Origin of the sequence: Streptomyces sp. P17 (genome assembly GCF_032436805.1) — a bacterium.
GTDB lineage: Bacteria > Actinomycetota > Actinomycetes > Streptomycetales > Streptomycetaceae > Streptomyces.
Map to the genome: position 1 here is coordinate 1 of NZ_JAVRBF010000006.1, position 25,641 is coordinate 25,641.

General features: G+C 69.0%; 28 protein-coding genes. 12 read left to right on the forward strand and 16 right to left on the reverse strand.

Features of this window, described 5'->3' with window-relative positions:
• Positions 1-111: 111 nt before the first annotated feature.
• From pssA to RMT89_RS05180, 9 genes are all read right to left on the reverse strand, one after another.
• The gene (gene pssA, locus RMT89_RS05140) at positions 112-930 is read right to left on the reverse strand and encodes a CDP-diacylglycerol--serine O-phosphatidyltransferase (RefSeq protein WP_315882850.1); all 819 of its coding nucleotides are present in this window, start codon (positions 928-930) and stop codon (positions 112-114) included.
• Between the two features lie 22 nt (positions 931-952).
• Positions 953-1,609 carry a phosphatidylserine decarboxylase gene (locus tag RMT89_RS05145; RefSeq protein WP_151786655.1) on the reverse strand — a complete coding sequence of 219 codons (657 nt, stop codon included), beginning with the start codon at positions 1,607-1,609 and terminating at the stop codon, positions 953-955.
• A 170-nt stretch (positions 1,610-1,779) separates the two neighbouring features.
• Positions 1,780-2,985, reverse strand: a complete 1,206-nt coding sequence (locus tag RMT89_RS05150) for an acyl-CoA dehydrogenase family protein (protein ID WP_315882706.1) — start codon at positions 2,983-2,985, stop codon at positions 1,780-1,782.
• Between the two features lie 2 nt (positions 2,986-2,987).
• Positions 2,988-3,557, reverse strand: a complete 570-nt coding sequence (locus tag RMT89_RS05155) for a MaoC family dehydratase (RefSeq protein WP_315882707.1) — start codon at positions 3,555-3,557, stop codon at positions 2,988-2,990.
• 15 nt (positions 3,558-3,572) lie between these two features.
• Positions 3,573-4,532: a CoA ester lyase gene (locus tag RMT89_RS05160; RefSeq protein ID WP_315882708.1), complete on the reverse strand. Its 960-nt coding sequence runs from the start codon at positions 4,530-4,532 to the stop codon at positions 3,573-3,575.
• On the reverse strand, positions 4,529-6,556 hold the full coding sequence (locus RMT89_RS05165) for a protein meaA (protein WP_315882709.1): 2,028 nt from the start codon (positions 6,554-6,556) through the stop codon (positions 4,529-4,531). The genes RMT89_RS05160 and RMT89_RS05165 overlap by 4 nt, the downstream gene beginning before the upstream one ends.
• Before the next feature lie 10 nt (positions 6,557-6,566).
• Positions 6,567-7,904 (reverse strand): crotonyl-CoA carboxylase/reductase, encoded by a 1,338-nt coding sequence (ccrA, locus tag RMT89_RS05170; RefSeq protein ID WP_315882851.1) that lies wholly within the window; start codon positions 7,902-7,904, stop codon positions 6,567-6,569.
• 395 nt (positions 7,905-8,299) lie between these two features.
• A complete protein-coding gene (locus RMT89_RS05175; RefSeq protein WP_315882710.1) occupies positions 8,300-9,127 on the reverse strand; it encodes a TetR family transcriptional regulator in 828 nt (275 codons plus the stop codon).
• A gap of 118 nt (positions 9,128-9,245) precedes the next feature.
• A complete protein-coding gene (locus tag RMT89_RS05180; protein ID WP_315882711.1) occupies positions 9,246-11,051 on the reverse strand; it encodes a 3-hydroxyacyl-CoA dehydrogenase family protein in 1,806 nt (601 codons plus the stop codon).
• Positions 11,052-11,438: 387 nt separating this feature from the next.
• Between RMT89_RS05180 and RMT89_RS05185 the strand changes: the two genes are divergently transcribed.
• Entirely contained in the window at positions 11,439-12,014 is a 576-nt protein-coding gene (locus tag RMT89_RS05185) for an adenylosuccinate lyase (protein ID WP_315882712.1), read from the forward strand.
• A gap of 201 nt (positions 12,015-12,215) precedes the next feature.
• Here the strand turns inward: RMT89_RS05185 and RMT89_RS05190 are convergent, their stop codons facing one another.
• The 4 genes from RMT89_RS05190 to RMT89_RS05205 all read right to left on the reverse strand — a co-directional run bounded on the left by RMT89_RS05190 (position 12,216) and on the right by RMT89_RS05205 (position 15,728).
• Positions 12,216-12,719 carry a GNAT family N-acetyltransferase gene (locus RMT89_RS05190; protein ID WP_315882852.1) on the reverse strand — a complete coding sequence of 168 codons (504 nt, stop codon included), beginning with the start codon at positions 12,717-12,719 and terminating at the stop codon, positions 12,216-12,218.
• 20 nt (positions 12,720-12,739) lie between these two features.
• On the reverse strand, positions 12,740-13,138 hold the full coding sequence (locus RMT89_RS05195) for a RidA family protein (protein ID WP_315882713.1): 399 nt from the start codon (positions 13,136-13,138) through the stop codon (positions 12,740-12,742).
• Positions 13,139-13,189: 51 nt separating this feature from the next.
• Positions 13,190-14,749 (reverse strand): alpha/beta hydrolase, encoded by a 1,560-nt coding sequence (locus tag RMT89_RS05200; RefSeq protein ID WP_315882714.1) that lies wholly within the window; start codon positions 14,747-14,749, stop codon positions 13,190-13,192.
• Positions 14,750-14,885: 136 nt separating this feature from the next.
• On the reverse strand, positions 14,886-15,728 hold the full coding sequence (locus RMT89_RS05205; protein ID WP_315882715.1) for a radical SAM protein: 843 nt from the start codon (positions 15,726-15,728) through the stop codon (positions 14,886-14,888).
• On the opposite strand from RMT89_RS05205, the gene RMT89_RS05210 reads away from it, so the two are divergent.
• The 11 genes from RMT89_RS05210 to RMT89_RS05260 all read left to right on the forward strand — a co-directional run bounded on the left by RMT89_RS05210 (position 15,727) and on the right by RMT89_RS05260 (position 22,743).
• Positions 15,727-16,260: a transglycosylase SLT domain-containing protein gene (locus RMT89_RS05210; RefSeq protein ID WP_315882716.1), complete on the forward strand. Its 534-nt coding sequence runs from the start codon at positions 15,727-15,729 to the stop codon at positions 16,258-16,260. The genes RMT89_RS05205 and RMT89_RS05210 overlap by 2 nt on opposite strands.
• A gap of 13 nt (positions 16,261-16,273) precedes the next feature.
• Positions 16,274-18,589 carry a LamG-like jellyroll fold domain-containing protein gene (locus tag RMT89_RS05215; protein ID WP_315882717.1) on the forward strand — a complete coding sequence of 772 codons (2,316 nt, stop codon included), beginning with the start codon at positions 16,274-16,276 and terminating at the stop codon, positions 18,587-18,589.
• Positions 18,590-18,635: 46 nt separating this feature from the next.
• Positions 18,636-19,121 carry a hypothetical protein gene (locus RMT89_RS05220; protein WP_315882718.1) on the forward strand — a complete coding sequence of 162 codons (486 nt, stop codon included), beginning with the start codon at positions 18,636-18,638 and terminating at the stop codon, positions 19,119-19,121.
• 3 nt (positions 19,122-19,124) lie between these two features.
• The gene (locus tag RMT89_RS05225; protein WP_315882719.1) at positions 19,125-19,661 is read left to right on the forward strand and encodes a hypothetical protein; all 537 of its coding nucleotides are present in this window, start codon (positions 19,125-19,127) and stop codon (positions 19,659-19,661) included.
• Between the two features lie 26 nt (positions 19,662-19,687).
• Positions 19,688-20,386 (forward strand): hypothetical protein, encoded by a 699-nt coding sequence (locus RMT89_RS05230; protein ID WP_315882720.1) that lies wholly within the window; start codon positions 19,688-19,690, stop codon positions 20,384-20,386.
• A gap of 173 nt (positions 20,387-20,559) precedes the next feature.
• Positions 20,560-20,835 carry a hypothetical protein gene (locus RMT89_RS05235; protein ID WP_315882721.1) on the forward strand — a complete coding sequence of 92 codons (276 nt, stop codon included), beginning with the start codon at positions 20,560-20,562 and terminating at the stop codon, positions 20,833-20,835.
• On the forward strand, positions 20,832-21,044 hold the full coding sequence (locus RMT89_RS05240; protein ID WP_315882722.1) for a hypothetical protein: 213 nt from the start codon (positions 20,832-20,834) through the stop codon (positions 21,042-21,044). Before RMT89_RS05235 ends, RMT89_RS05240 begins: the two co-directional genes overlap by 4 nt.
• 1 nt (position 21,045) lies before the next feature.
• Positions 21,046-21,288, forward strand: a complete 243-nt coding sequence (locus tag RMT89_RS05245; protein ID WP_315882723.1) for a hypothetical protein — start codon at positions 21,046-21,048, stop codon at positions 21,286-21,288.
• Positions 21,288-22,232, forward strand: a complete 945-nt coding sequence (locus RMT89_RS05250; protein ID WP_315882724.1) for a glycoside hydrolase family 25 protein — start codon at positions 21,288-21,290, stop codon at positions 22,230-22,232. The genes RMT89_RS05245 and RMT89_RS05250 overlap by 1 nt, the downstream gene beginning before the upstream one ends.
• A gap of 14 nt (positions 22,233-22,246) precedes the next feature.
• Positions 22,247-22,432: a hypothetical protein gene (locus RMT89_RS05255; RefSeq protein ID WP_315882725.1), complete on the forward strand. Its 186-nt coding sequence runs from the start codon at positions 22,247-22,249 to the stop codon at positions 22,430-22,432.
• Positions 22,429-22,743 carry a hypothetical protein gene (locus RMT89_RS05260; RefSeq protein WP_315882726.1) on the forward strand — a complete coding sequence of 105 codons (315 nt, stop codon included), beginning with the start codon at positions 22,429-22,431 and terminating at the stop codon, positions 22,741-22,743. The genes RMT89_RS05255 and RMT89_RS05260 overlap by 4 nt, the downstream gene beginning before the upstream one ends.
• A 266-nt stretch (positions 22,744-23,009) precedes the next feature.
• Here RMT89_RS05260 and RMT89_RS05265 read toward each other — a convergent pair whose 3' ends face one another.
• The 3 genes from RMT89_RS05265 to RMT89_RS05275 form a co-directional block, all read right to left on the reverse strand.
• A complete protein-coding gene (locus tag RMT89_RS05265) occupies positions 23,010-23,225 on the reverse strand; it encodes a hypothetical protein (protein ID WP_315882727.1) in 216 nt (71 codons plus the stop codon).
• A 263-nt stretch (positions 23,226-23,488) separates the two neighbouring features.
• On the reverse strand, positions 23,489-23,980 hold the full coding sequence (locus tag RMT89_RS05270; RefSeq protein WP_315882728.1) for a hypothetical protein: 492 nt from the start codon (positions 23,978-23,980) through the stop codon (positions 23,489-23,491).
• Positions 23,977-25,425 carry a hypothetical protein gene (locus RMT89_RS05275; protein WP_315882729.1) on the reverse strand — a complete coding sequence of 483 codons (1,449 nt, stop codon included), beginning with the start codon at positions 25,423-25,425 and terminating at the stop codon, positions 23,977-23,979. The genes RMT89_RS05270 and RMT89_RS05275 overlap by 4 nt, the downstream gene beginning before the upstream one ends.
• Positions 25,426-25,641: the final 216 nt, after the last annotated feature.

Consider the following 25,641-nt stretch of genomic DNA (forward strand, 5'->3'; position numbering starts at 1 on the left):
ACTTCGCAGCACTTCGCCCCGCCGACCAAACGACCGGCGGGGCGAAGTAGCAGGGCCCCGGATTAACCAACAGCGTCCGTAACCCGGTCCGGGGCCCCACTCAGCGGAGCGCTACGGCAGCTGCGCCGCCCGCGCCTCACGCCTGTTGTCCCTGAAGTTGTTCACCCGACGTGCCGTGGCGAACAGCGGAATCACCGCCCCCATGACCAGCTGCAGAGCGCAGCCCGTCTGCAGGAGCAGCTGCCCGCCCGGCGCGTCGAACGCCCACGCCGTCAGCAACGCCATCGAGAGCACGATCCACGCCAGCATCGCCACCGCGAGCCGCCCCCGCGGCTTCGGGTACTCGACCCGGCTCACCATCAGCCACGCCGTCCCAAGGACCGCCAGCAGCGTCGCCACGAAGGGCAGCTCCAGCAGCACGATCGAGACGACCGTCAGCGCGCCGAACGGCGAGGGCATGCCCTGGAACATGCCGTTCGGTGGCGTCACGCACGAGAACCGCGCAAGCCGCAGCACCACCGCCAGCAGCACCACGATCGCGCCGACCGCGGCCACCTTCTGGTGGGCCCCGTCGGTCACCATGCCGTAGACGAGCACGAAGTACGCCGGCGCGAGGCCGAAGCTGATCAGGTCCGAGAGGTTGTCCAGCTCGGCGCCCATCGGCGAGGAGCGCAGCTTGCGCGCGACCAGGCCGTCGAACAGGTCGAAGATGGCGGCGCACAGCATCAGGATCACGGCCGTGGCCGCGCTGTGCCGCGCCATGCCGACCTCTTCACCGCCCGTGAAGTGCGGGATGAGGATGCCGGTGGTGGTGAAGTACACCGCCATGAAGCCGCACGTGGCGTTGCCGAGGGTGAGGGTGTCCGCTATCGAGAGGCGGAGAGAGAGGGGCATCTCCTCCTCTTCGTCCACCTCGTCCGCCTCGGGCACCCAGCCCGTCTGAGTCTCCGGATCAATCACGGTCAATGCGAGTCACCCCAGCCACGGTCTTCTGCCCGACCTCGACCGCGACCTCCACGCCCTCGGGCAGGTAGATGTCGACACGCGAGCCGAAGCGGATCAGACCGATCCGGTCACCCTGCTCGACCTTCGTCCCCTGCGGGATGTACGGCACGATGCGACGGGCTACCGCGCCGGCGATCTGGATCATCTCGATGTCGCCGAGTTCGGTGTCGAAATGCCAGACTACGCGCTCGTTGTTCTCGCTCTCCTTGTTGAACGCCGGAACGAACCCACCCGGGATGTGCTCGACCGAGGTCACCGTGCCGGAGAGGGGCGCGCGGTTGACGTGGACGTTCAGCGGGCTCATGAAGATCGCGACGCGGGTGCGGCCGTCCTTCCACGGCATGATGCTCTGCACCACACCGTCGGCGGGCGAGATGACCCGGCCCTGGGCGATCTCGCGCTCGGGGTCGCGGAAGAACCACAGCATGCCCGCCGCGAGCGCGGTGGCGGGCACGGCCACGGCCTTGGCGGCGCCGGAGCGGCGGGCCCTGGCCAGGCTGAGGGCTGCGGTGGCGACGGTCGGGAGAAGCCACGGCGATGCTCCGCGCGCGAGGCGTACGCCGGCCCGGCTGTCGCGAGGTGCAGAGGTTTGGCTGTGGGGCATGGATGACCTTCGTAGCGGATGATGCCGCGCGGTGAGGGGGGACGGCGGCTTTCCCGGGATCGTACCGGTCGCGGGCCGCAACTGGGCAAGCCAGGAAGCCGAGTCGGCAGCCGAAGAGTGTTGACGGGGTGTGATCTTCTTCTCGAAGAAAACACCCCGAACCCGGACATCTAGCCCTGGAGTCGATACTCTTCGAGCAGCCTGCGACCGATGATCATTTTCTGGATCTCGGCGGTACCTTCACCGATCAGCAGCATCGGAGCCTCACGGTAGAGGCGCTCGATCTCGTACTCCTTGGAGAAGCCGTAGCCGCCGTGGATCCGGAAGGCGTCCTCCACGACCTCCTTGCAGTACTCGGAGGCGAGGTACTTCGCCATCCCAGCCTCAAGGTCGTTTCGTTCCCCGGAGTCCTTTTTGCGTGCCGCGTTCACCATCATCGCATGGGCGGCCTCGACCTTGGTAGCCATCTCGGCCAGCTTGAACTGGATCGCCTGGTGCTGGGCGATCGGCTTGCCGAAAGTGTGACGCTGCTGGGCGTAGTGGACGCCGAGTTCGAACGCACGCTGAGCGACACCGCAACCACGCGCCGCCACGTTGACGCGGCCGACTTCCACGCCGTCCATCATTTGGTAAAAACCTCGGCCGGTGGTCCCGCCGAGCACCCGGTCGGCGGGAATCCGCAGGCCATCCATGATGAGTTCGGTCGTGTCCACCCCCTTGTACCCCATCTTGTCGATCTTGCCCGGAATGGTCAGGCCGGGGCGGACCTCACCGAAGCCGGGCTCCTTCTCGACGAGGAAGGTCGTCATCGACTTGTGGGGCGCCGTGCCCTCGGGGTGTCCTTCGTCACTTCGCACCAGAACGGCCACGAGGGACGACGTTCCGCCGTTCGTCAGCCACATCTTCTGACCGTTCAGGACGTACTCGTCGCCGTCCTTGACCGCCTTCGACGTGATGGCCGACACATCGGAGCCCAGGCCCGGCTCCGACATCGAGAAGGCGCCGCGGATGTCGCCGGCCGCCATGCGCGGCAGGAAGTGGTCCTTCTGCTCCTGCGTGCCGTGCTGCTTGAGCATGTACGCCACGATGAAGTGGGTGTTGATGATGCCGGAGACCGACATCCAGCCGCGGGCGATCTCCTCGACGCAGAGGGCGTACGTCAGGAGCGACTCGCCCAGACCGCCGTACTCCTCGGGGATCATCAGGCCGAACAGGCCCAACTCCTTGAGGCCGTCGACGATCTGCTGCGGGTACTCGTCGCGGTGCTCCAGCTCGGTCGCGACCGGAATGATCTCCTTGTCCACGAAGTCGCGGACGGTGGAGAGGATCTCCTGCTGGATGTCGGTCAGACCGGCGGTCTGGGCGAGTCGCGCCATGGCTACTTCTCCTGCTCCTTGAGCTCAGAACCAGCGGGGTCGGCCCGCAGGGCCGTCGGTTGAGGGTGGTGGGGGGAGACGGGCGGGCGGCCCGGCTGCTCGCCGCCGCGCTCCTTGATGTACGTCTCGGTCGGCACCATCACCTTGCGGCGGAACACACAGACCAGCGTGCCGTCCTGCTTGTAGCCCTTCGTCTCGACGTAGACGATGCCGCGGTCGTTCTTCGACTTCGACGGCCACTTGTCGAGCACGGTCGTCTGGCCGTAGATGGTGTCGCCGTGGAAGGTCGGCGCCACGTGCTTGAGCGACTCGATCTCCAGGTTGGCGATGGCCTTTCCGGAGATGTCCGGGACGGACATGCCGAGCAGCAGCGAGTAGATGTAGTTCCCGACGACGACGTTCTTGCCGAAGTCCGTCGTCTTCTCCGCATAGTTGGTGTCCATGTGGAGCGGGTGGTGGTTCATGGTGAGGAGACAGAACAGGTGGTCGTCGTACTCCGTGACCGTCTTTCCGGGCCAGTGCTTGTACGTCGCCCCGACCTCGAACTCCTCGTAGGTGCGTCCGAACTGCATCGCGCTCAGGGCTCCTTAGTTGCCGGGGGTCTCGAACTTGCTGGTGCGCTGCATGCCGGCGGCGCGGCCCTTGCCGGAGATGACCAGGGCCATCTTGCGGCTGGCCTCGTCGATCATCTCGTCGCCGAGCATCGCGGAGCCCTTCTTGCCGCCCGCCTCGGACGTGTAGTAGTCGTACGCGTCCAGGATCAGCTCGGCGTGGTCGAAGTCCTCCTGCGAGGGCGAGAAGATCTCGTTGGACGCCTCGACCTGACCCGGGTGCAGCACCCACTTGCCGTCGAAGCCGAGCGCGGCGGCGCGCTGGGCGACCTCGCGGTAGCCGTCGATGTTGCGGATCTGGAGGTAGGGGCCGTCGATCGCCTGGAGGTTGTTGGCGCGGGCGGCCATCAGGATCTTCATCAGGATGTAGTGGTAGGCGTCCGCCGGGTAGCCGGGCGGCTGCTCACCGACGACGAGCGACTTCATGTTGATCGAGGCCATGAAGTCGGCCGGGCCGAAGATGATCGTCTCGACGCGCTGGGACGCGGTCGCGATCTCGTTGACGTTGTTCAGGCCCTGGGCGTTCTCGATCTGCGCCTCGATGCCGATCTTGCCGACCTCGAAGCCCATCGTCTTCTCGATCTGCGTCAGCAGCAGGTCAAGGGCCACGATCTGCTGGGGCGTCTGCACCTTCGGCAGCATGATGCAGTCGAGGTTCTGGCCCGCGCCCTCGACGACGGTCACGACATCGCGGTACGTCCACTCGGTCGTCCAGTCGTTGACGCGCACGACCCGCGTCTTGCCCGTCCAGTCGCCCTCGTTGAGGAACTTGACGATGGTGTGCCGCGCCTCGGGCTTGGCGAGCGGGGCGCACGCGTCCTCCAGGTCCAGGAAGACCTGGTCCGCCGGGAGGCCCTGCGCCTTCTCCAGGAAGCGCGGGTTGCTTCCCGGTACCGCCAGGCAGGAACGGCGGGGACGCAGACGGTTGACGGTCATGCGGGGACCTCCAGGGGGTCGAGCTTGTTCGCTTTCCGGATCTCGTCGACGATGCGGCCGATGATCCCGGTGATGTCGAAGTCCTTCGGGGTGAAGACCGCGGCGACTCCGGCGGCTCGCAGCTGCTCGGCGTCACCGTTGGGGATGATGCCACCTGCGATCACGGGTATATCTGTGGCACCGGCCACACGCAGCCGTTCCAGCACGTCCGGCACCAGCTGGGCGTGCGAGCCGGACAGGATGGACAGGCCGACCGCGTGCACGTCCTCGGCGAGGGCCGCGTCCACGATCTGCTCGGGGGTGAGCCGGATGCCCTGGTAGACCACCTCGAAACCGGCGTCACGCGCGCGTACGGCGATCTGCTCGGCGCCGTTGGAGTGCCCGTCCAGGCCCGGCTTGCCGACCAGGAAGCGCAGCTTGCCGACGCCGAGATCGCGGGCCGTCTCCGCCACCCGCCGGCGGACCAGCGCCATCGCGGTGCCCTCCTCGGCGGTCACCGCGACCGGCGCGGAGGACACGCCCGTCGGCGCCCGGAACTCGCCGAACACCTCGCGCAGGGCCCCGGCCCACTCGCCGGTCGTGACGCCGGCGCGGGCGCACTCCAGGGTGGCCTCCATGAGGTTGGCGGTGCCCTTGGCGGCCTCCTTCAGCTTCTCCAGCGCCTTGCAGGGGCGCGGGTGGTTGAAGGGCGGCTGGTAGCGGGTGTCGCGCCAGTGCGCCAGGGCCTCGACGACCCGGGCCTCGACGGCCGGGTCGACGGTCTGGATCGCGGCGTCCAGGTCGGCCGTGAGCGGGTTCGGCTCGGTCGACTCGTAGATGTTGACGCCGACGATCTTCTCCTGCCCGGATTCGATACGGGCGCGGCGCTCGGCGTGGGACGCCACGAGCTGCGACTTGAGATAGCCGGACTCGACGGCGGCCATCGCGCCGCCCATCTCCTGGATCCGGTCGATCTCCGCGAGCGACTCCTCGACCAGCGCTGCGACCTTGGCCTCGATCACCTTCGAGCCCTCGAAGATGTCCTCGTACTCCAGCAGATCGCTCTCATGGGCGAGCACCTGCTGGATACGCAGCGACCACTGCTGGTCCCAGGGCCGGGGCAGGCCCAGCGCCTCGTTCCAGGCCGGGAGCTGGACGGCACGCGCGCGTGCGTCCTTGGAGAGGGTGACGGCCAGCATCTCCAGCACGATCCGCTGGACGTTGTTCTCCGGCTGAGCCTCCGTCAGGCCCAGGGAGTTGACCTGGACGCCGTAGCGGAAGCGGCGCTGCTTGGCGTCCTGGATGCCGTAGCGCTCCAGGGTGATCTTCTCCCAGATGCGGCCGAAGGCGCGCATCTTGCACATCTCCTCGACGAAGCGGACGCCCGCGTTCACGAAGAAGGAGATCCGGGCGACGACATCGCCCATGCGCTCCTCGGGGACCTGGCCGCTGTCGCGCACGGCGTCGAGGACCGCGATCGCCGTGGACATCGCGTACGCGATCTCCTGGACCGGCGTGGCGCCCGCCTCCTGCAGGTGGTAGCTGCAGATGTTGATCGGGTTCCACTTGGGGATGTGGGAGACCGTGTACGCGATCATGTCCGTGGTCAGGCGGAGCGAAGGCCCGGGCGGGAAGACGTGCGTGCCCCGGGACAGGTACTCCTTGACGATGTCGTTCTGGGTCGTGCCCTGGAGCTTGGTGATGTCCGCACCCTGCTCCTCAGCGACGACCTGGTAGAGCGCCAGCAGCCACATGGCGGTGGCGTTGATGGTCATCGAGGTGTTCATCTGATCCAGGGGGATGTCCTGGAACAGCCGGCGCATGTCACCGAGGTGCGAGACGGGCACCCCGACCCGGCCCACCTCGCCGCGGGCGAGGATGTGGTCCGGGTCGTAGCCGGTCTGCGTCGGCAGGTCGAAGGCGACGGACAGACCCGTCTGGCCCTTGGCGAGGTTGCGCCGGTACAGCTCGTTGGACGCCTCGGCCGTGGAGTGACCGGCATAGGTCCGCATGAGCCACGGCCGGTCCTTCTGACGCTCAGTCATGCATCGGCCCTCAGATGTTGCGGAAGCGGTTGATGGCGTCGATGTGCTGGGCGCGCAGTTCCTCGTCGCGCACGCCCAGGCCCTCCTCGGGGGCCAGGCACAGCACGCCGACCTTGCCCTGGTGGAGGTTGCGGTGCACGTCGAACGCGGCCTGGCCGGTGTCCTCCAGGGAGTAGACCTTCGACAGCGTCGGGTGGATCTTGCCCTTCGCGATCAGCCGGTTGGCCTCCCAGGCCTCGCGGTAGTTGGCGAAGTGCGAGCCGATGATCCGCTTCAGCGACATCCACAGGTAGCGGTTGTCGTACTCGTGCATGTAGCCCGAGGTCGAGGCGCAGGTGGTGATGGTGCCGCCCTTGCGGGTGACGAAGACGGAGGCACCGAAGGTCTCGCGGCCGGGGTGCTCGAAGACGATGTCGATGTCCTCGCCGCCGGTGAGTTCGCGGATGCGCTTGCCGAAGCGCTTCCACTCCTTCGGGTCCTGGGTGGTCTCGTCCTTCCAGAACTTGTAGCCCTCGGCGTTGCGGTCGATGATCGCCTCGGCGCCCATCGAGCGGCAGATCTCCGCCTTCTGAGGGCTGCTCACCACACAGATCGGGTTGGCGCCACCGGCCAGCGCGAACTGCGTGGCGTAGCTGCCGAGTCCGCCGCTCGCGCCCCAGATCAGGACGTTGTCGCCCTGCTTCATGCCGGCGCCGTTGCGGGAGACCAGCTGGCGGTAGGCGGTGGAGTTGACCAGGCCCGGGGCGGCGGCCTCCTCCCAGCTGAGGTGCTTGGGCTTGGGCATCAGCTGGTTGGACTTGACGAGGGCGATCTCGGCGAGGCCGCCGAAGTTCGTCTCGAAGCCCCAGATGCGCTGCTCCGGGTCGAGCATCGTGTCGTTGTGGCCGTCGGAGGACTCCAGCTCGACGGAGAGACAGTGCGCGACGACCTCGTCACCGGGGTTCCAGGCGTTGACGCCCGGTCCGGTGCGCAGGACGACGCCCGCGAGGTCGGAGCCGATGATGTGGTAGGGCAGGTCGTGGCGCTTGGTGAGCTCGCTGAGCCGGCCGTAGCGCTCCAGGAACCCGAAGGTCGACAGCGGCTCGAAGATCGAGGTCCAGACCGAGTTGTAGTTCACCGAGGAGGCCATGACGGCCACCAGGGCCTCGCCCGGGCCGAGTTCCGGCACCGGCACGTCGTCCAGGTGGATCGACTTGCGGGGGTCCTTGTCGCGGGTTTCGAGGCCCGCGAACATCTCCGTCTCGTCCTTGTGCACGGTGATCGCGCGGTACGACTCGGGGAGCGGCAGAGCGGCGAAGTCGGCCGGGGTCGATTCCGGCGACTGGATCGCGTCCAGGATGTCCTTCACGGTCACGGTGTTGCCTCCGGCGATACGCGTCCTGAGGGGGACGCTGAGGGTTACGTCGGTGCTGCTGAGGGTGGGTGCGGTTGCCGTCGGTTCGGCGTGTGGTGCTGTTCGGCAGCGCTTTGTGGCGCGGGAGGGTGCCTGTGACGCAGGCGTCCGGCGCGCGGGCCGTTGGGCTCGTCGGGACAGGCCGGACACCATCAACGTATGACACCGCGTGTCAGGTGGCAAGGCACTGAGTGCCAGGAGTTGCTCTCAAGTGAAATCTTTACGTAACAAATGAGCGATGATCGATCGAACCGGGTCTGAGAGATGCTGGAAAACCTGCCCTGACATGCCAAAACGGCCACCCCGCGGGGTGGCCGTCATCACAGTGGCGAAGGGTCCTGGAGACCGCTTCAGCGCTCCTTGAGCGCCTCCTCGATGGTCCGCATCACCTGGTCCAGCGGTGCGTCCGTACGGGCGACCGTCACCAGCACCTCGCCGTGGGTGGAGACCGTCGCCGCGGTCGGCTGGGGGGTGGTGGACCGGCCGGCGCCGATGCCGGTGCCGAAGGTCTTGCGGACGATGGCGAAGGCGTGGTCCAGCTGCGTCTCCACATCGCCCTGGCCGCCCGCCCGCAGCCAGCGCCGCAGCACATGGTTGTGGGCGGTGACCACGGCGGACGCGGCCACCTCCGCCAGCAGCGGGTCGTCGTTGGCGTCGTCGTCGTGCGCGTGCTCGTCGAAGTGGCCGAGGAGATAACGGGTGAAGAGGCGTTCGTAGCGGGCCACCGACGCGATCTCGGCCTCGCGCAGGGTGGGCACCTCGCGCGTGAGCTTGTAGCGGGCGACCGAGATCTCCGGGCGGGCCGCGTACATCCGCATGACTTCCTTGATGCCGCGGCACACCGTGTCGAGCGGATGCTCGTGCGCGGGGGCGGCGTTGAGCACCGCCTCGGCACGGATCAGGGTGTCGTCGTGATCGGGGAAGATCGCCTCTTCCTTGGAGCGGAAGTGGCGGAAGAAGGTGCGGCGAGCGACCCCGGCCGCGGCCGCGATCTCGTCGACGGTGGTCGCCTCGTACCCCTTCGTGGAGAACAGCTCCATCGCCGCGGCCGCCAGTTCTCGGCGCATCTTGAGCCGCTGGGCGGCCGCGCGGCTGCCTGCGGCACTTTCCGGCGCGTCGGGCGTAGCTGGTGTACGTGAGGACTTGGCGGACTGGGACATGACCCGAACGTACTGCATCTGTGCAGGGTGGTGCGCATGCCCCGGGGTTCCCCCGCCCTGGCCGGGCGGGGGAACGGCCGCGGGGTCGAGCAGTCCGCCCCAGTCCTCGCCTACGCGGAACCAGTCGCCGGGACGGTCACCGGCGGGCATATTCGCGGAAGCCGCGGCCCGTCTTGCGGCCGAGGCAGCCCGCGGCCACCAAGTGCTCCAGCAGGGGCGCCGGAGCCAGGCCCGGGTCACGGAACTCGCGGTGCAGGACCTTCTCGATGGCCAGCGAGACATCGAGCCCGACCACGTCCAGGAGCTCGAACGGGCCCATGGGGTAGCCGCCGCCGAGCTTCATCGCCGCGTCGATGTCGTCGAGCGAGGCGTAGTGCTCCTGCACCATCTTGATCGCGTTGTTCAGGTACGGGAACAGCAGGGCGTTCACGATGAATCCGGCCCGGTCGCCGCAGTCCACGGCGTGCTTCTTGATGCGGCCGCAGACCTCGCGGACCGTGGCGTGCACCTCGTCGGCCGTCAGGACGGTACGGACGACCTCGACCAGCTTCATGGCCGGCGCCGGGTTGAAGAAGTGCATGCCGATCACGTCCTGCGGACGCGAGGTGGCGCGGGCGCAGGCGACGACGGGCAGCGAGGAGGTGGTGGTGGCCAGCACCGCGCCGGGCTTGCAGACCTTGTCCAGGGTGGCGAACAGCTGCTGCTTGACCTCCAGGTCCTCGGCGACGGCCTCGACGGCGAGGTCGACCTCGGCGAAGGCGTCGTAGGAGCCCGCAGGGGTGATCCGGTCCAGGGTCAGGGCGGCGGCCTCCGCGGTCATCCGGCCCTTGTCGACGGAGCGCGCGAGGGACTTGCCGATCCGGGCCTTCGCGGTCTCGGCCTTCTCCTCGCTGCGGGCGGCGAGGACCACCTCGTAGCCGGCCTTGGCGAAGACCTCGGCGATGCCGGAGGCCATGGTGCCGGAACCGGCGACACCGACGGAGCGGACCTCGCGGCCCGCGACCGGGACGGAGCCCTCCAGCGGCGTCAGGGCGTCCCGCACGACGGCCGCGCTGCCCGGGGCCTCGTAGGTGTAGAAGCCGCGTCCCGACTTACGGCCCGTCAGGCCCGCCTCGCTGAGCTGCTTGAGGATCGGCGCGGGGGCGTGCAGCCGGTCGTGGGACTCGGCGTACATGGCGTCCAGGACCGTGCGCGCGGTGTCGATGCCGATGAGGTCGAGCAGGGCGAGCGGGCCCATGGGCAGTCCGCAGCCGAGCCGCATCGCGGCGTCGATGTCCTCGCGGGAGGCGTACTTGGCCTCGTACATCGCGGCGGCCTGGTTGAGGTAGCCGAACAGCAGCCCGTCGGCGACGAATCCGGGCCGGTCGCCCACCGCGACGGGCTCCTTGCCGAGGTCGAGGGCGAGGTTGGTGACGGCCGTGACGGCCGTGGGCGCGGTCAGCACCGAGGAGACGACCTCGACCAGACGCATCGCCGGGGCCGGGTTGAAGAAGTGCAGCCCGATCACCCGCTCGGGGCGCGCCGAGTCGGCGGCGAGCCGGGTGACGGACAGGGCGTTGGTCCCGGTGGCCAGGATCGTCCCGGGCCGCACGATCCCGTCCAGCGCACGGAAGATCTGCTGCTTGATCTCGTACGACTCCGGCGCCACCTCGATCACCAGGTCGGCGTCGGCCGCCGCGGCGAGGTCGGTGCAGGTGCGGACCCGGGCGAGGGCGTCGGTGCGCTCCTGCTCGGTGAGCTTGCCGCGCTCCACGGCGCGAGCGGTGGAGGCCTCCAGGGCGGCGACGGACTGGGCTGCCGCGGCCTCGCTGATGTCGATGCCGACAACCTCGCGGCCGGCCTTGGCGAGGACCTCGGCGATGCCGGTGCCCATGGTGCCGAGGCCGATGACGGCGACGGTCCTGATCGGGGACAGAGGGGTGTCGGACAGGGGAGTGGCCATCGCGGGACTCCTGGAATGAGGGTGACGACTGGGAGTGCAACCGGGTGCGCCGAAGGGGCGCACCGGGTGCTTGAGAAATGCGGGATGCGGGTGTGGTCCGGGCTACTTGCGCACACGCCCGGTGCCGTCACCGTGGACGTGCACACGTCCGGTGAACGGTGATGGCCGACCGGCCCTGTCCCGTGGCCGAGTCGTACTGCGGTACCAGATGTACCGAACCGACTGCTTCCACGGTGGCTGCGTCACCAGGCCACCGCGGGTGGATCGCGAGGGGGTATCTCGCTCGTCTGAGCTTAACCCGCCGGTAACGAGCGCGCCAGTCCCCGTCCTTCACCGTCTTTGTGATGTAGGTCCCGACGCGACGGACGCGCCCATAGGCTCGATGTCATGGACGAAGAGTTGCGATCACTCACGGAGCGCTTACGGCGGGAGTCGGGCGGGGGCGCGGGCTTCGAGCGGCTGGCGGGGACCGGAGACCTGGATGAGCTGGCCGATGTCCTGACCGCGCCGGGGCAGTCGCTGTGGGCCCGGGAGCTGGCCGCGTTCCGGCTCGGACTCGCGGGAGACCGGCGGGCGTTCGAGGCCCTCGTCCTGCTTCTGAACCACCGTGATCCGCAGCGCTGCGCGTCCGCCGCGTACGCCCTGGCCCGGCTCGGCGATCCGCGCACGGCGCGAGCGGCGGCGGCGCTCGCCACCAACGAACTGCGGGTCGCGTACGCCTTGCACCCGGTCCGGCTGCTGGTCGAACTGCGGGCCGCCGAGGCCGTCCCGGCCCTGATCACCACCTTGGAGCGACGGCTGCGCCCGCACGACCCCCACCGCCGGGTCGCGCTCGCCTGTGTCGAGGGCCTTGGCGCGCTCGGCGACGCCCGCGCCCGGACCGTGCTGAACGAGGCGCTGGCCCATCCGACGCTCGCGGAGGCGGCGGTGCATGCGCTGGCGCGGATCCCCAGACAGCGGTGACGGGGATTCCTGGGTCAGTGGTGACGCGGATTCCTAGACCCGTACTTCGCAGGTCACCCGATCGTGAAGACCAAGCGGTCGTAGCTGATCGCTCGCCGGTCGGAACCGCAGCAGCGATGGCCGTCTCGGTCCGGCCCGGTCGAGATCGGACGCCGTGAGGCCGATGCGGAGAACCTTTTCGGCGACCTGCGAAGTACGGGCCTAGACAGCCGTGAGTTCTCTGACATACCGCACCTCCGGCACCATCACACCGTCCACCTCGAACGGCTCCTCGGCGCCGTCGGCGAGGAACCCGGCCCGTTCGTAGAAGCGACGGGCGTCGGTGTTCCCCTTGAGGACCCAGAGCAGCATGCGCGGGTACCCGGCGGCCGTGCACCGGCGTATCGACTCCTGGAGCAGAGCCTGGCCGATCCCGGCGCCGTACTGGCCGGGGTCCACGTAGATCGCGTACAGCTCGGCGTCGTCGGTGCGGATGTCCCCCGCTCGGTAGGGGCCGTGGCAGGCCCAGCCGACCGTGCTGCCGTTCCGCTCGGCGATCAGGTCCACGCGCATGCCGGGGCCCTGGGTGAGGCGGGTGCGATGCCGCTCGGCGTCCTCCGCGACGCTGAGACCGTCGAGGTGGGACTGGGGCATCAGCCCCCGGTAGGCGGTGCGCCAGCCGCCGACGCGGATCTCGGCGACGCGGTCGCAGTCGGCGTGCACCATGTCCCGCAGGTGGATGTCCGTCACCCGGCCACCACCGCGAACGCCTCGATCTCCATCCGGAACTCCGGCCGCACCAGGGCCGTCACCTGCACCGCCGACGCGGCCGGCAGGCGGTCGTCCGGTATGTGCTCGGCGCGGGCCTCGCGGATCGCGGGCAGGTCCGCCATGTCCGTGACGAAGAAGGTGAGTTTGACGACGTCCTCGAAGGTCGCCCCGGCGGCGGCCAGACAGCGCCTCAGGTTCTCGAAGACCTGACGGGCCTGCGCGGCCGGGTCGCCCTCGCCGACCAGCTCGCCCTTCTCGTCGAGCGGCAGCTGGCCGGCGACGGCCACGAAGCGGCCGGTGCCCAGGACGACATGGCTGTACTGCGGGGCGGCGGCCACCCCGTCGGGGGCGGGAATCCTCGTCAGCTCACTCATGTGTCCATGGTGGACCATGGGTCTGACAACGCCCGCCCCCCGGGGGGAGAATCAGCCGCGGAAGCCGAGCAGCCCGTGCAGGGTCGTGCCCCGCGAGGAGGCCGGCGACGTCGAGCTCAGCGGCTTCGGGTCGGGCAGCGCGTCGCACACCGCGTCCACCTCGCCGCCGCTGCGCGGCACCGTGCCGTCGCTCAGATACTTCGCCAGGTGCTTGTCCAGGCAGGCGTTCCCGCTCAGTGAGATGCCGTGGTTCTGGCCGCCCTGCTCGACCACCAGGCTGGAGTTGCGCAGCATCCGGTGGACCGTCACGGCACCGGGGTACGGCGTGGCCGCGTCGCCGGTCGCCTGGAACAGCAGCACCGGCGGCAGTTCGCCGTTGGTGACGTCCACCGGCTCCAGGGAATCGGTCGGCCAGAACGCGCAGGGCGCGTTGTACCAGGCGTTGCTCCAGGTCATGAAGGGCGCCTTCGCGTACACCGCCCAGTTGTCCTCCCGCCACTGCTCCCAGTCGCGCGGCCAGTCGGCGTCCCGGCACTGGACGGACGTGTAGACGCTGTAGCTGTTGTCGCCCGCGGCGTCCACGGCGGCGAAGTTGTCGTACGCCTCCACCAGCGGATCGGTGTTCTTGTCACCCACGTACGCGGCGAACGCCTCGGCGAGGTAGGGCCAGTAGCCGTTGTAGTAGCCGCCGGGCAGGAAGGTCTCCTCCAGTTCGGCGGGGCCCACCTTGCCGCCGGCCGGTTTCTTCGCCAGCGCGGCCCGCATCGCGTACCACTTGTCCTCGATCTTCGCCGGATCGGTGCCCAGCTTGTAGGTCGCGTGGTTCTTGGCGACCCACGCCATGAAGGCGAGGTGGCGGTCGTTGAAGGCGTAGTCCTGAGCGAGGTTGTCCTCGTACCAGACGCCCGTGGGGTCCACCACCGAGTCCAGGACCAGGCGCCGCACCCGCTCCGGGAAGAGCTTGGCGTAGACCGTGCCGAGATAGGTGCCGTACGAGTAACCGAAGTAATTGATCCGCTCGGCACCCAGCGCTTGCCGGATCCGGTCCATGTCCTGCACGGCGCTGATCGTGTTGATGTACGGCAGCAGACGCGCGTACTTGTCGCCGCACGCCTTCGCGAAGGACTTCGCCCGCTGGAGATTGGCCTTCTCGATCGCCGGGGTGCTCGGTACCGAGTCCGGGCGCACCGGGTTGAAGTGGCCGGGTTTGCAGTCGAGGGCGGGCTTGCTCTTGCCGACCCCGCGCGGGTCGAAGCCGATGACGTCGTACTGCGCCGCCACCTCCTTGGGCAGCGTGGAGGCGACGAAGCCGGCCAGCGTCAGACCGCTGCCCCCGGGGCCGCCGGGGTTGACCAGCAGCGGGCCCTGGTACTTCTTCGCGGTGTGGGGCACGCGCGAGAGCGCGAGCGTGATCTTCTGCCCCTGCGGATTCGCGTGGTCGAGCGGCACCTTGAGGGAAGCGCACTGGAGCGTCGGGTAATTGGAGGTGCCGCAGCTCTTCCAGGTGAGCTTCGGAGCCGAGCCCGGCGCGTTCGCCTCGGCGGGGACGGCCGTGAACGTCCCGGCCACGACCACGGCGGCACCGCACAGCACGGCTGTGCGTTTTCTCATCGAGTCCTCCCAGGACGGAGGGTGTGCGGACCGCGAGGGTCACGGTCCACGCCGCATCGTCCCGGAAAGGACGCCCGGAAGAACGTGTTCTGGCAATACTTGACCCAATTGGGCCGTCCGTTGCGCTCGGATGCTCTCAGATCAGCGAGAGTTGAACCGGCTCGGTCAGCTGAGCCTCGGTCACCTGCGCCTCGCCCGGCTCCGGCTCACGGATCCGGCGCGGCATCCCCGCGCGCGTGGGGCCGATGCCGTACTCCTCGGCCAGCTCGTGCACCTGACGGGTGATCCGGCGCTGGTACCACTTCGGGGCGTAGGCGCCGTCCGCGTACAGCCGCTCGTAGCGGCGCACCAGATACGGGTGATGGTGTTCGAGCCAGGCCATGAACCACTCACGGGCGCCGGGGCGCAGATGCAGCACCAGCGGGGTCACGGAGGTCGCGCCGGCCGCCGCTATCGCCCCTACGGTGGCCCGCAGTTGGGCCGGGCTGTCGCTCAGGAACGGGATCACCGGCGCCATCAGCACCCCGACCCCGATGCCGTGCTCACCGAGCGTCTTCACGACGTCCAGGCGCCGCTCGGGAGCGGGCGTGCCCGGCTCCACGGTGCGCCACAGCTCGGCGTCGGTGAAGCCCACCGAGACGGAGATACCGACGTCCGTCACCGCGGCCGCCTGCTTCAGCAGCTCCAGGTCGCGCAGGATGAGCGTGCCCTTGGTCAGGATCGAGAAGGGGTTGGCGTGGTCGCGCAGGGCGCCGATGATGCCCGGCATCAGCCGGTAGCGGCCCTCCGCCCGCTGGTAGCAGTCGACGTTCGTGCCCATCGCGATGTGCTCGCCCTGCCAGCGCCGCGAGCCGAGCTGGCGGCGCAGCAGCTCCGGCGCGTTCACCTTGACGACGATCTGGGAGTCGAAGCCGAGCCCGGTGTCGAGGTCCAGATAGCTGTGCGTCTTGCGCGCGAAGCAGTACACGCAGCTGTACATGAAGACCCTCGGCTGGGGCCCGTCCCAGTGGCCCGCGCTGAAGGCCCTGTGGCAGGCCGAGTCCGGCTGGAACCCCCTCGCGCACAACAAGAGTTCGGGCGCCCACGGCATCCCGCAGAGCTTGCCCGCGAGCAAGATGCGCTCGGAGGGCGCCGACTACTGGACGAACCCGGCAACGCAGATCCGATGGGGCCTGAAGTACATCAGGTCCCGCTACGGCTCCCCGGCCGCCGCCTGGTCGTTCTGGCAGCGGCAGTCCCCGCACTGGTACGACCAGGGCGGCTTCCTGCCCCGCGGCCTGTCGCTGGTGATGAACGACACCGGCGGGAGCGAGCCGACCGCCGTGTTCACCCGCGAGCAGTGGACGACGCTGGGCGGCCTCGCCCAGCGCGGCGGGGGCGGCGAGGTCCACTACCACGTCAACGTCACCGTGCAGGGCGCCATCGACCCGATCGGCACCGCGAAGACGATCCGCAAGGTTCTCAAGGAGCTGAAGCGGAACTTCGGCGACGGCGACCTCGGGATCGGGTGAAGGGGGCGGGACGGTGGCGCGACTGGTCGTGGACTGCGCTTTCGGGTACTCGGTCACTGCCGCGAACCCGGTGTGGACCGAGATCACGAAGTTTGTGGACGCGCTCGACGCCGGTGTGCGCGTCGACCGGGGCGCGTCCGACGAGTTCTCGGAGACCCAGCCGGGCACCTGCACCCTCACCCTGACCAACGCCGACGGCCGGTTCACGCCCGGTCTCGCGTCCGGCGCGTACAACCCGAACGTCCGCAAGAACACGCCGATCCGCGTGCGTGAGATCACCACGGCGAAGAACCTGGTCACCAACCCCGGCTTCGAAACGGACCTGAGCGGCTGGTCGGCCGGGGGCACGGTGCCGCCCACCCTGACCCAGTCGGTCACGCACGTGTTCTCCGGCTCCCAGGCCATGCTCATCACCTGGGGGGCCGGTGGCACCCTGCCGCTCGCGCAGCTCACCGTGCAGGGCCTGGACATCGGCACCACCTACACGGCATCGGCGTATGTGTGGGTGCCCACCGGCAGCCCCGCCTGCCTGCTGGTGATGGGCGGGCAACTCGGCGCCAGCAGCGCGGTGAATGACGCGTTCACCCGCATCGGCGTGACCTTCACCGCCACCGACACCTCCCACACCGTGCAGGTGTGGCCCGCGACCTCGCCGACCGCCGGACAGCAGGCGTGGGTGGACGCCGTGCAGGTCGAAGAGGGCTCCAGCGCCACTACGTTCGACCCGGATGCGGCGCAGGTCCACCCGCTCGGCGTGTTCATGGTCAACCAGTGGCCGGTGCGCTGGGACGGCCTGCACTCGAAGGTCACCATCACCTGCACCGATCCGTTCAAACGGCTCGCCAAGACCCCCGGCGCCGCGTCGTCCACGCTTCAGGCGATGCTTGTCGAGGAGGTCCTGCTCGACAAGCCGTACGCCTACTACCCGCTGTCGGAACCCGAGGGCTCCACGTCGGCGGGGGACGTCGCCAGCAGGGGCGCCGGGCAGGCGACCATCGGTCAGGCGGGCAGCGGCGGCACGCTCACGTTCGGCACGGGCAAGGGCCCCAACGACGGCCTCACCGCACCGGTGTTCGCGCCGGTCAACGCCACCAACGGCAAGCACCTGTTCGTCGATCTCGGCACTGGTTACGAGCAGTTGTCCAACACCGACACCGTGAAGATCGAGGCGTGGTTCAAGACGTCCGTGAAGGGCCGCGTCATCGTCGCCCTGAGGTCGACGAACTTCGCGTTGCAGATGCTGTTCTACCTGGACGCCACCACCGGTGCCCTCGTCGTCGAGAACCGTGGCGAGACGGTGCAGACGGCGACCTTCGTCACCGGTGATCTCGCCAACGGCGTGGTGCACCACTTGCTGTACGACGAGAACGGCAAGCGGATCTACATCGACGGCGTCGACAAGGGCCAGAACGCGGCCATCGCGAACACCTTCAACCTGAGGCTGCTGCGGATCGGCGGCTACAGCGACAACCAGGTGTGGGACGGTGTGATCGCGCACGTCGCCCTCTACGCGGACAACGCGCTGACTGCGGCGGACGTGCTCACCCACTACACCACCGGGCTGTCGGGGAACTCCGGTGAGAGCGGCCTGACCCGCATCCAGCGCCTGGCCTCCTACGCCGGGATCACCAGCGTGACGGGGCAGGGCACCGGGTTCTCCCCGGTCGGCTCGCAGAAGACGCTGGGCGACTCCGTGCTCACCCACATGCGGCAGGTCGAGGCCGCCGAGTCCGGCCATCTGCTCGCCTCCCGCTCGGCGGCCGGGCTCCTCTTCCAGTCCCGCGGCCTCCGCTACAACCAGGTGCCCGCGTTCTCCCTGGCCTACCACCAACTGGAGACCGACGACACGGAGATGTCCGACGACGACCAGAAGATCGTCAACATTGTCGTCGCGTCCCGGGAGGGCGGCGCGACCCAGCGCGTCATCGACCAGGCGTCCATCGACCTGTACGGCCCCTACGATCTGCCCCTCGAACTGATCAAGGCCAGCGACAACGAGGTCCTCGACGCCGCGAACTGGACCATCAGCCGGTACAAGGACCCGCCGCCGGAGATGCGCGAGGTCGTCGTCGACGGCTACAGCCTGCCGCTCGCCACCTACCGGGCCCTGCTGAACGCCGACGTGTCCACCGTCTTCGACATCACCTCCCTGCCCGCCGAAGCGCCGGCCTCCAGCCAGACCGTCACCATCGAGGGCTACGAGCAGACGATCCGCGAGGGCAGCCACCTGTTCGCCTTCCATGTCTCGCGCGCGGCCACCGACTCCGTGTGGGTTCTCGACTCCGCCAGCTACAGCCAGCTCGGCATCAGCACCCGCCTCGCCTACTAGACCTTGATCATTAGGGCCTGCGGCCCTCCGGATTCCAGGGAGTGCCGTGGCCCGCATCGACGTGCCCCCGACCAGGGGCGTCACCCGCGCCGAACGGTTCTTCCTTCCGCCCCCGCACCTCAGGCCCGACGCGTGGGACCTGGTGCCGGTCGCCGAACGCGCCGTCCTCTGGTTCGAGCAGAAGGCGCAGCGACGCCTGCCCCGCACCGACGCCTTCGACCTGTCGGTGACCCTGTATGCGCGGATCGACGCCGGCCGCTGGGTGGCCTCGTGCCCCTGCAAGTCCGCGCAGATCATCTCGCCTGCGGATCCGCGGATGTGGTGTGTGGAGTGCCTGTCCGGCTGGTTCCAGGTGATCTTCCCCGCCGACGTGGGGGCCGCCGAGCGGGCGGTCGAGCAGCTGCCCGCGCATGAGCAGTTCTGGTTCCACCCGGACGACGACTTCTCCTGGTCCCGTCTCGGACCCGGCGCCGGCCTCGGCAAGCGCCCGCCGATCCCGCCCGCCCAGGGCGGAGAGGAACCGGGGGTGTAGACGGTGGCCTTCACACCCAGGACGTGGGTCGTCGGCGAGACGGTCACCGCCGCGATCATGAACGCCGAGATCCGCGACCAGTTCAACCAGCGGCAGCTGTTCACCTACAAGACCGCGGACACCCCGCGCGCCACAGCGACCCAGTCCGACGACCCGCACCTGACCCTGACGGCCGAGGCCAACGCCCGCTACGTCATGGAAGGCCTGCTCATCGTCGACACCTCCGACGCCACCCAGGCCGACCTGAGCCTGGACTGGACGGTGCCCGCGGGGGCGACCGGCAGGTGGGTGGGCATCGGCCAGCCGTCCAGCGCCACCGGCACGGACGGCACCGTGCGCACCGTGGTTTCGAACATCGACGCCCTGCGCACTTACGGCGCCACCGTCGACTCCGCGAACCAGCTGGGCATCGTCCTGCGCGGCCTGCTCATCACCTCCACGACCGCCGGCACCTACGCCGTGAACTGGGCCCGCACCGGGACAGCCGGAACGCTGATCCTGGTGGCCAACTCCTGGCTGATGCTGCGGCGCGTCGCGTAAGCCCCGCCAGACCGAAGGAGATCCCGTTGAGCCGATACCGCAGGCACTGCCGGCGCGCCGCCGTCGCAGCCACTGCGGCCGCCCTCGTGGCGGCCTTCTTCGTTCCGCAGGCGGGCGCGGTGACGCCGTCCGAGGACGCCTGCCGCACGACCGACAACTACACCCCGAAGGGAAACTGCGGCCCGTTCACGCAGGTGTTCAGGGACGCGTTCAACACGGCCGTCCCCAAGGGGAGGTTCCGGGACTGCGCCGGGGATTACGACTATCGGTGCGAAGGGCTGAAGGCCGACTACCCGTCGGTATACGCCAACTGGGGGGCCTACCCGTCCGGCTGGCCCGACACCGCCACCTCGGGCGCCGACGGCAACGGCGGCCGGACCTTCGGCGGCTACTACCGGCCCGAGCTCACCACGTCGATCATCAGACAGCCGAGCGGGGACGGCCAGCTGCGTGTGCGGATGTACCGGCCGTCGACCGGTGGCAGCAACCGGGTATCCGCGCCCGTCCCCCGCAAGTGCATGAACCTGCGGTACGGGAAGTTCACCGAGCGGCTGATCGTGCGCACCCGCACCGACGGGTACAAGATGGCCCACCTGCACTACTCGCCTGACGAGATCGATGTCGGCGCTCACGTAATTGGCCCAGCGGCCGCTCGTCGTGCCCCAGGGGAGCGCGAGCGAATTCGTTCGTCGCACTCATCGCGGCTGCGGCGAGCACGTGGTTGAAAAGCGCAGCTGGGACGAGCTGGGAGGTACCTCTGTTCGCTCGCCGGCTCGCGTCGACTGGTGGTGAGCGAGGACCTGCGACCGGATGGGCACGACGAGCGCAGGCCGGAGCAATTGCGTGAGCGTCCACAATCGACTACCCGGAGGCGGGCGGCAACTTCAAGTCGGACCCGGTGAGCTGGTTCACCCACGGTTTCAACGAGGACGGCGGGGACGTCGCCCCCAATACCGCCTGGACCAGCTGGCACACCTACTCCCAGGAGGTTGTGCCCGGCCAGGTCCGGTTCTACTTCGACGGCAGGCTCGTCGGCCGCATCTACGCCGACTACCCGGACGTCACCCCGTGGGTTCTCCAGAACGAATCGGCCCTCGCCGGAGGGTACGCAGCACCAGGCTCTTCGGTGACGATCGACACCACCTGGGTGACCTGTTACCGGTACGCGGGATGAACTTCCCCCTGTGGCTGTGGGCCATCCCCGCCGGGAGCTTCGCCGTCCTGGAGGCCCTCGCCATCGCCAACCGGCGCCAAGGGGACACGGCTTCCGAGATCATCCGAAGGCTTGCCGGAGTGAAGCCCGTACGCCCGTGGCGGCCCCTCGGCGTCGCCGCCATCGCCGCGTTCTGCGCCTGGCTCGCCAACCACCTGATCGGAGGCTGAGATGACCGTGGACAGCAGCGGTTTCCACGCTCGCGACGGATGGTACTTCCGCCGCGAAGAGGACGGTTCGGTGCGCATCCTGGCGCCGGACAGCATGGGGCCCGGCGCCCACCAGGTCGTGACGCTGGACGCGGACACGTGGGCGTCCGTCGTCGCCTCTGTGAGTGGTGGGGGCGAGACCAGCGAGAGCTTCCAGGCTGCGCGTCAGTTCCACGACGGCGGCTCCGAGCCGGAGCGTGTGTGATGCCCACCTGCCGAGGCGTCGATGTCTCCGGCTACCAGGGCCCGCAGGACTGGGCTGCCCACAAGCAGGCCGGTGTGGTGTTCGCGTGGGTCAAGGCCAGCGAGGGCCAGCGCTCCCGCGACGCCCGGTTCGACTCCCACATCGGCGCCGTCATCAAGGCCGGGCTGGTCCCCGGCGCCTACCACTTCGCCTGGCCCAACCAGGACGCGGTGACCGAGGCGAACAACTACATCGGCGTGGTCAAGCCGTACGCCAGCGCAGGCGACTTCGTGCACTGGCTCGACCTGGAGCGCTACCCGGACGGCCGGAACTACGCGGGCCGCACCTCGGCGCAGATCCGGGCGTGGGCCGAGACGTGGATCGCCCGCGTGCAGGCCGCCTTCCCCCGCCAGCGCGTCGGCGTCTACACGTCGGCCGACGACATCGCCAAGGGGCACCTGCCGCCCGGGGTGCCGCTCTGGTACCCGGCCTACCCGTGGGGGCCGGCCGACTACAGCCGTGCCGAGGGCGTCCCGCAGCCGAAGACGTCCGGCCGTACGCCGCTGTTCTGGCAGTTCACCAGCCAGCCCATGGACCGGAACATCTGCTACCTGTCCGCCGCCGGGCTGCGCGCCTGGGCGGCCGGAGACAAGGAGGACGACATGGCGCTCAGCGCCGAGGACAAGCAGTGGCTCAAGGAAGAGATCGGCAAGGTTGCCCCTGCGGTGTGGCAGGTGGACGACATCCCGGCCGCCGCGCCTCCGTACAACAACAGCGACTACGACACCAACAAGACGTGGTCGGCCCGGTACGCGCTCGGAGACGCCGTCCTCAAGCCCCGGCAAGTGCGCGCCGAGCTGGCTGAGCTGGCGGCGAAGGTCGACTCCCTCGCCGTGGGCGGCGTCGACCTGGACGCCCTCGCCGCGAAGGTCGCCGACCTGCTGGCCGCACGGCTGGCCGAGTAAGGGAGGGCTGACACATGAGAGTGTCCCGCTACGCCAAGGCCGTCGTCGCCGCCATCGCGGCCGGCGCCGGATCCCTCGGCACCGCAATGCACGACGGCACCATCACCCAGGCCGAGGGCGTCACCGCCGTGCTGCTGACGGTCGGGGCTCTCACGGCCGTCTGGCGGGTGCCGAACCGGGAGCCGAAGGACTCGGCATGACCGCGGCTCCGGACCCGACGACGAACGTCGCGGTCGAACTGGCGCAGCTGCGAGGGGAGATCAGCACGGGCTTCGAGGCCATCAAGGGCACCTTGGCCGTACTCGTCGAACGAACTAACCGGACCGACACCGATGTCAAGCAGCTGCGCAGCGACACGGAAGCCGAGCTGAAGAAGCGCGACGAGGAGATCGGGAAGCTGCGGACCGAGCTGGAAGAGCTGAAGAAGGGGCGGTGGCCGCTCGCCCAGATCGCCGTCCTGGTCAGTGTGGGCGGTCTGATCGCCGCGGTCGTCGCACTGTTTGTGACCTGATCCGTCTGTAGACGTCTACAGAGCGTCGAACCCCCGCCGCCTTCGGGCGGCGGGGCTTTCTTGCGTCCCCTCGATGGCCCGGCAGGATGGGCACACAGTCTGAGCGTTGCGCCCGTACCGGCAGGTCAAGCCCTGGCAGCGGGCACATGGTCCGATCTGCTCAGGGGAGCAGCCCAGCATCAGCGCGGCGGACACCCGATCCGTCGTCGGAGGGATGCGTCTGGGCACCTCGTCCATGTGTCCGAATGTAACCCGGGGCTGACCCGTCAGTGGTGCCAGACATCCGGGCCGCCGCCCCGCCACTCGATCAGCTCCGACGTGGCCACATCCACCTGGTCCCAGCTCTCCAGACCAGCCCGGCGGAGGAACTCGATGATGTCGCGGGCGTTGAAGGCGCGACCCAAGATCACCCCGTCCACGCGCACCCGGCGGCCGCCGTCCTCGTCGGGCGGGTACACGATTACGGGACGGGGTCCGGGCATGGGTCCAGGATGATCCGGGCCGCCGGGGCGTGCATCCGGGGCAGGTCGTCTTTCGTGCTCCTGGGTATTGCGGAATCAGGCCACCGCGGCGCATTGGGGTCGCCCGCCGTCTCACCGGAGCCATCTCCGGCTTTCCCGGGGACGGTGGACTGTCCCCGTTCGACCTCCCCTGGGTGGATCGGCGGCAGCACCCCCTCCTTCCGCTGTCACTCGGAGAAGCAGAAGCGGCCCCCGCTGCCTTCGGGCAGCGGGGGCCATAGTCATCAGCCGCGACGCGCAGCCCCATCGGGCCAGACGACGTCGACGGGGAGGTCAGCGTCCCGCGCCTCCAGGACGGTGTCTGCGGTGCCGCCGCCCTTGCCACTCGGGGGCTCGCCGTTCCATACGGCGACGAGTCGGTCCGCGCGCTTCAGGAGCGTCCGGTTGGCGTCCTCGTACGCTGAGCGGTTCGCAGTCTCGTGGTCCAGGATGACGACTTCGACGGCAGCATCCCTGAGCTGGTCGAATGTCTCTTCGTGATCGGGCTTGACCTTGGTCTGCCGGTAGTCCTTCGACGGAATCACCACGACGAGTCGGCCACCGAGTTCCAGGACGGCTTCGGCGAAGAGGGAGTCGGATCCCTTCGCGATGCACGAGACACCCACCAGACTTCCATCGGCCGCATAGGGCTTGAGAGCTTCGCGCAGCGCGTCGCGTACCAGCGGCACGCTGTTTTCGGTCAGGTCCATGTGACCGGTGACGGCGAGAGTGGTCAAGAAGGGACTCCTTCGGATAGCAGGTTGCGGATCATTGTGCGTGCCTCGACGGCGGGCTTGGCTGTGAGGCCGACGGTATGCGGGTACAGCTTGGCGAGTTGTTCGCGGACTCGCCGAGAACGGCTCGTGGACGCGGCCTGGACCGCCTGCCTGGTGTGCGTGACTGCGCCGGTCAGGTCGCCGGTGAGGAAGTGGCACTCGGCGAGGCCGATGATGTCGAGGGTGTAGCTGCGTCCGGCTTCCGGTCCACGGACGGCCAGGGCCTGGCGGATGGCGTCGGCGGCCTGGGCCGCGTACGGACGGGGCTCGTGTCGGGCCAGATCCAGGAGGCGACCGCCCGTGACGCCGTTCAACTCAGCGTCGCCGAAGTAACTGATCCAGTACGGCTCGTCCTGCCCTGCGTCTGCAAGATGGGCGGCGGCTTCCTCGGTCGTGCGACGGAAGGCGCTGGTGCGGCCCATCGCTGCGTACGCCCATGCTTCCCGGGTAGCCAGCATGGCGCCCACGCGAGGCGTGACCTGCTGCCTGATGCCGTGCTGGGCAAGGTGCACCAGTTCGAGAGCGTCGCCAGGCCGGTCGAGATAGAGCATCTGCCGCGCCATCGCAGCGAGAGTGTTCGCGCCGAACAAGGGGTCGCTTCCTGCGTGCGCGGCGCGGAGCGCGAGCCGATAGTAGTCCTGGGCTCTGCGCTGGCTGCCGGCGTCCCACGCCATGCTTGCAGCGGTGGCGGACAGCTGGGCCAGGACACGGAGGAGTCTCTGCTCGACGTCCGTGGCCTGGTGTTCGTCAAGGTGGGCGGCCACCTCGTTGAGCTGGCCGATGACGGCCTTGCGGCGCAGGCCTCCGCCGATCTTGTAGGTACGGAAGTTGCGTGCGCACGCCTCCAGTTCCTCAACGTCGCTAATACCGAGGCGTCCGTGGCTTCGACGGTGCTCGCCACGTGGGGCGGGGGCGAGCCAGGCTTCGAGGCTGTCGAGGAAGGCAGCGCCGGTGGTGGCGGCTGCGAGTGCGCGCGTGGCTGTGCGACGGTCCATCACAAGGTCGCTCCGGGAGAGGTCAGCGGCCAGGCGCACGGTCGCGGACGGCTGCCAGGTGGCCTCGCCGGGTTCGTCCCGTGCTGCTGGCGCGGGTGGGTCGTCGGCTGCGCCGACCTGTCTGGCCTCCCATGGCCGGTCGGCGAGACCGACCATGCGCCCGGGAACGCGCAGCCCGTCGGAGATGCGGCAGATCACCTCGAAGCTGGTGACCTGCTGCTGCCCGCTGATGATCATGGAGACCTTGCCTGGCGTGAGTTGGCAGGCCGCACCGATGCGGTTCTGCGACAGGCCGCCCCACTTCTTGATGAGCGAGAAAGCCGCGGAGAAGTCGTGCTCTGCCAGGGCTCGGCGTAAGTCGTCTCGTTCGAGGACTTCTGGTGCGAGCGGGCCGGGGGTGGTGGCGTCCATAAGGGCCAACTTCCGGTGTGATCGTATGCGCTTCGTCGCGCCGTTTCGAACCAGGAACGAGTGTATTACCGCCTCGGTAACCCTTGCCGGTCATCCCCGAGTTGCGTGCAAGCGACGAACCTCGATGCATAACAGATCAGACCCGGCGACCGCGCGAACGGCCCCGGGAGTGGCCAACGCTCGAACCCATGAGGGAGCGTCGACATGACGAACAGT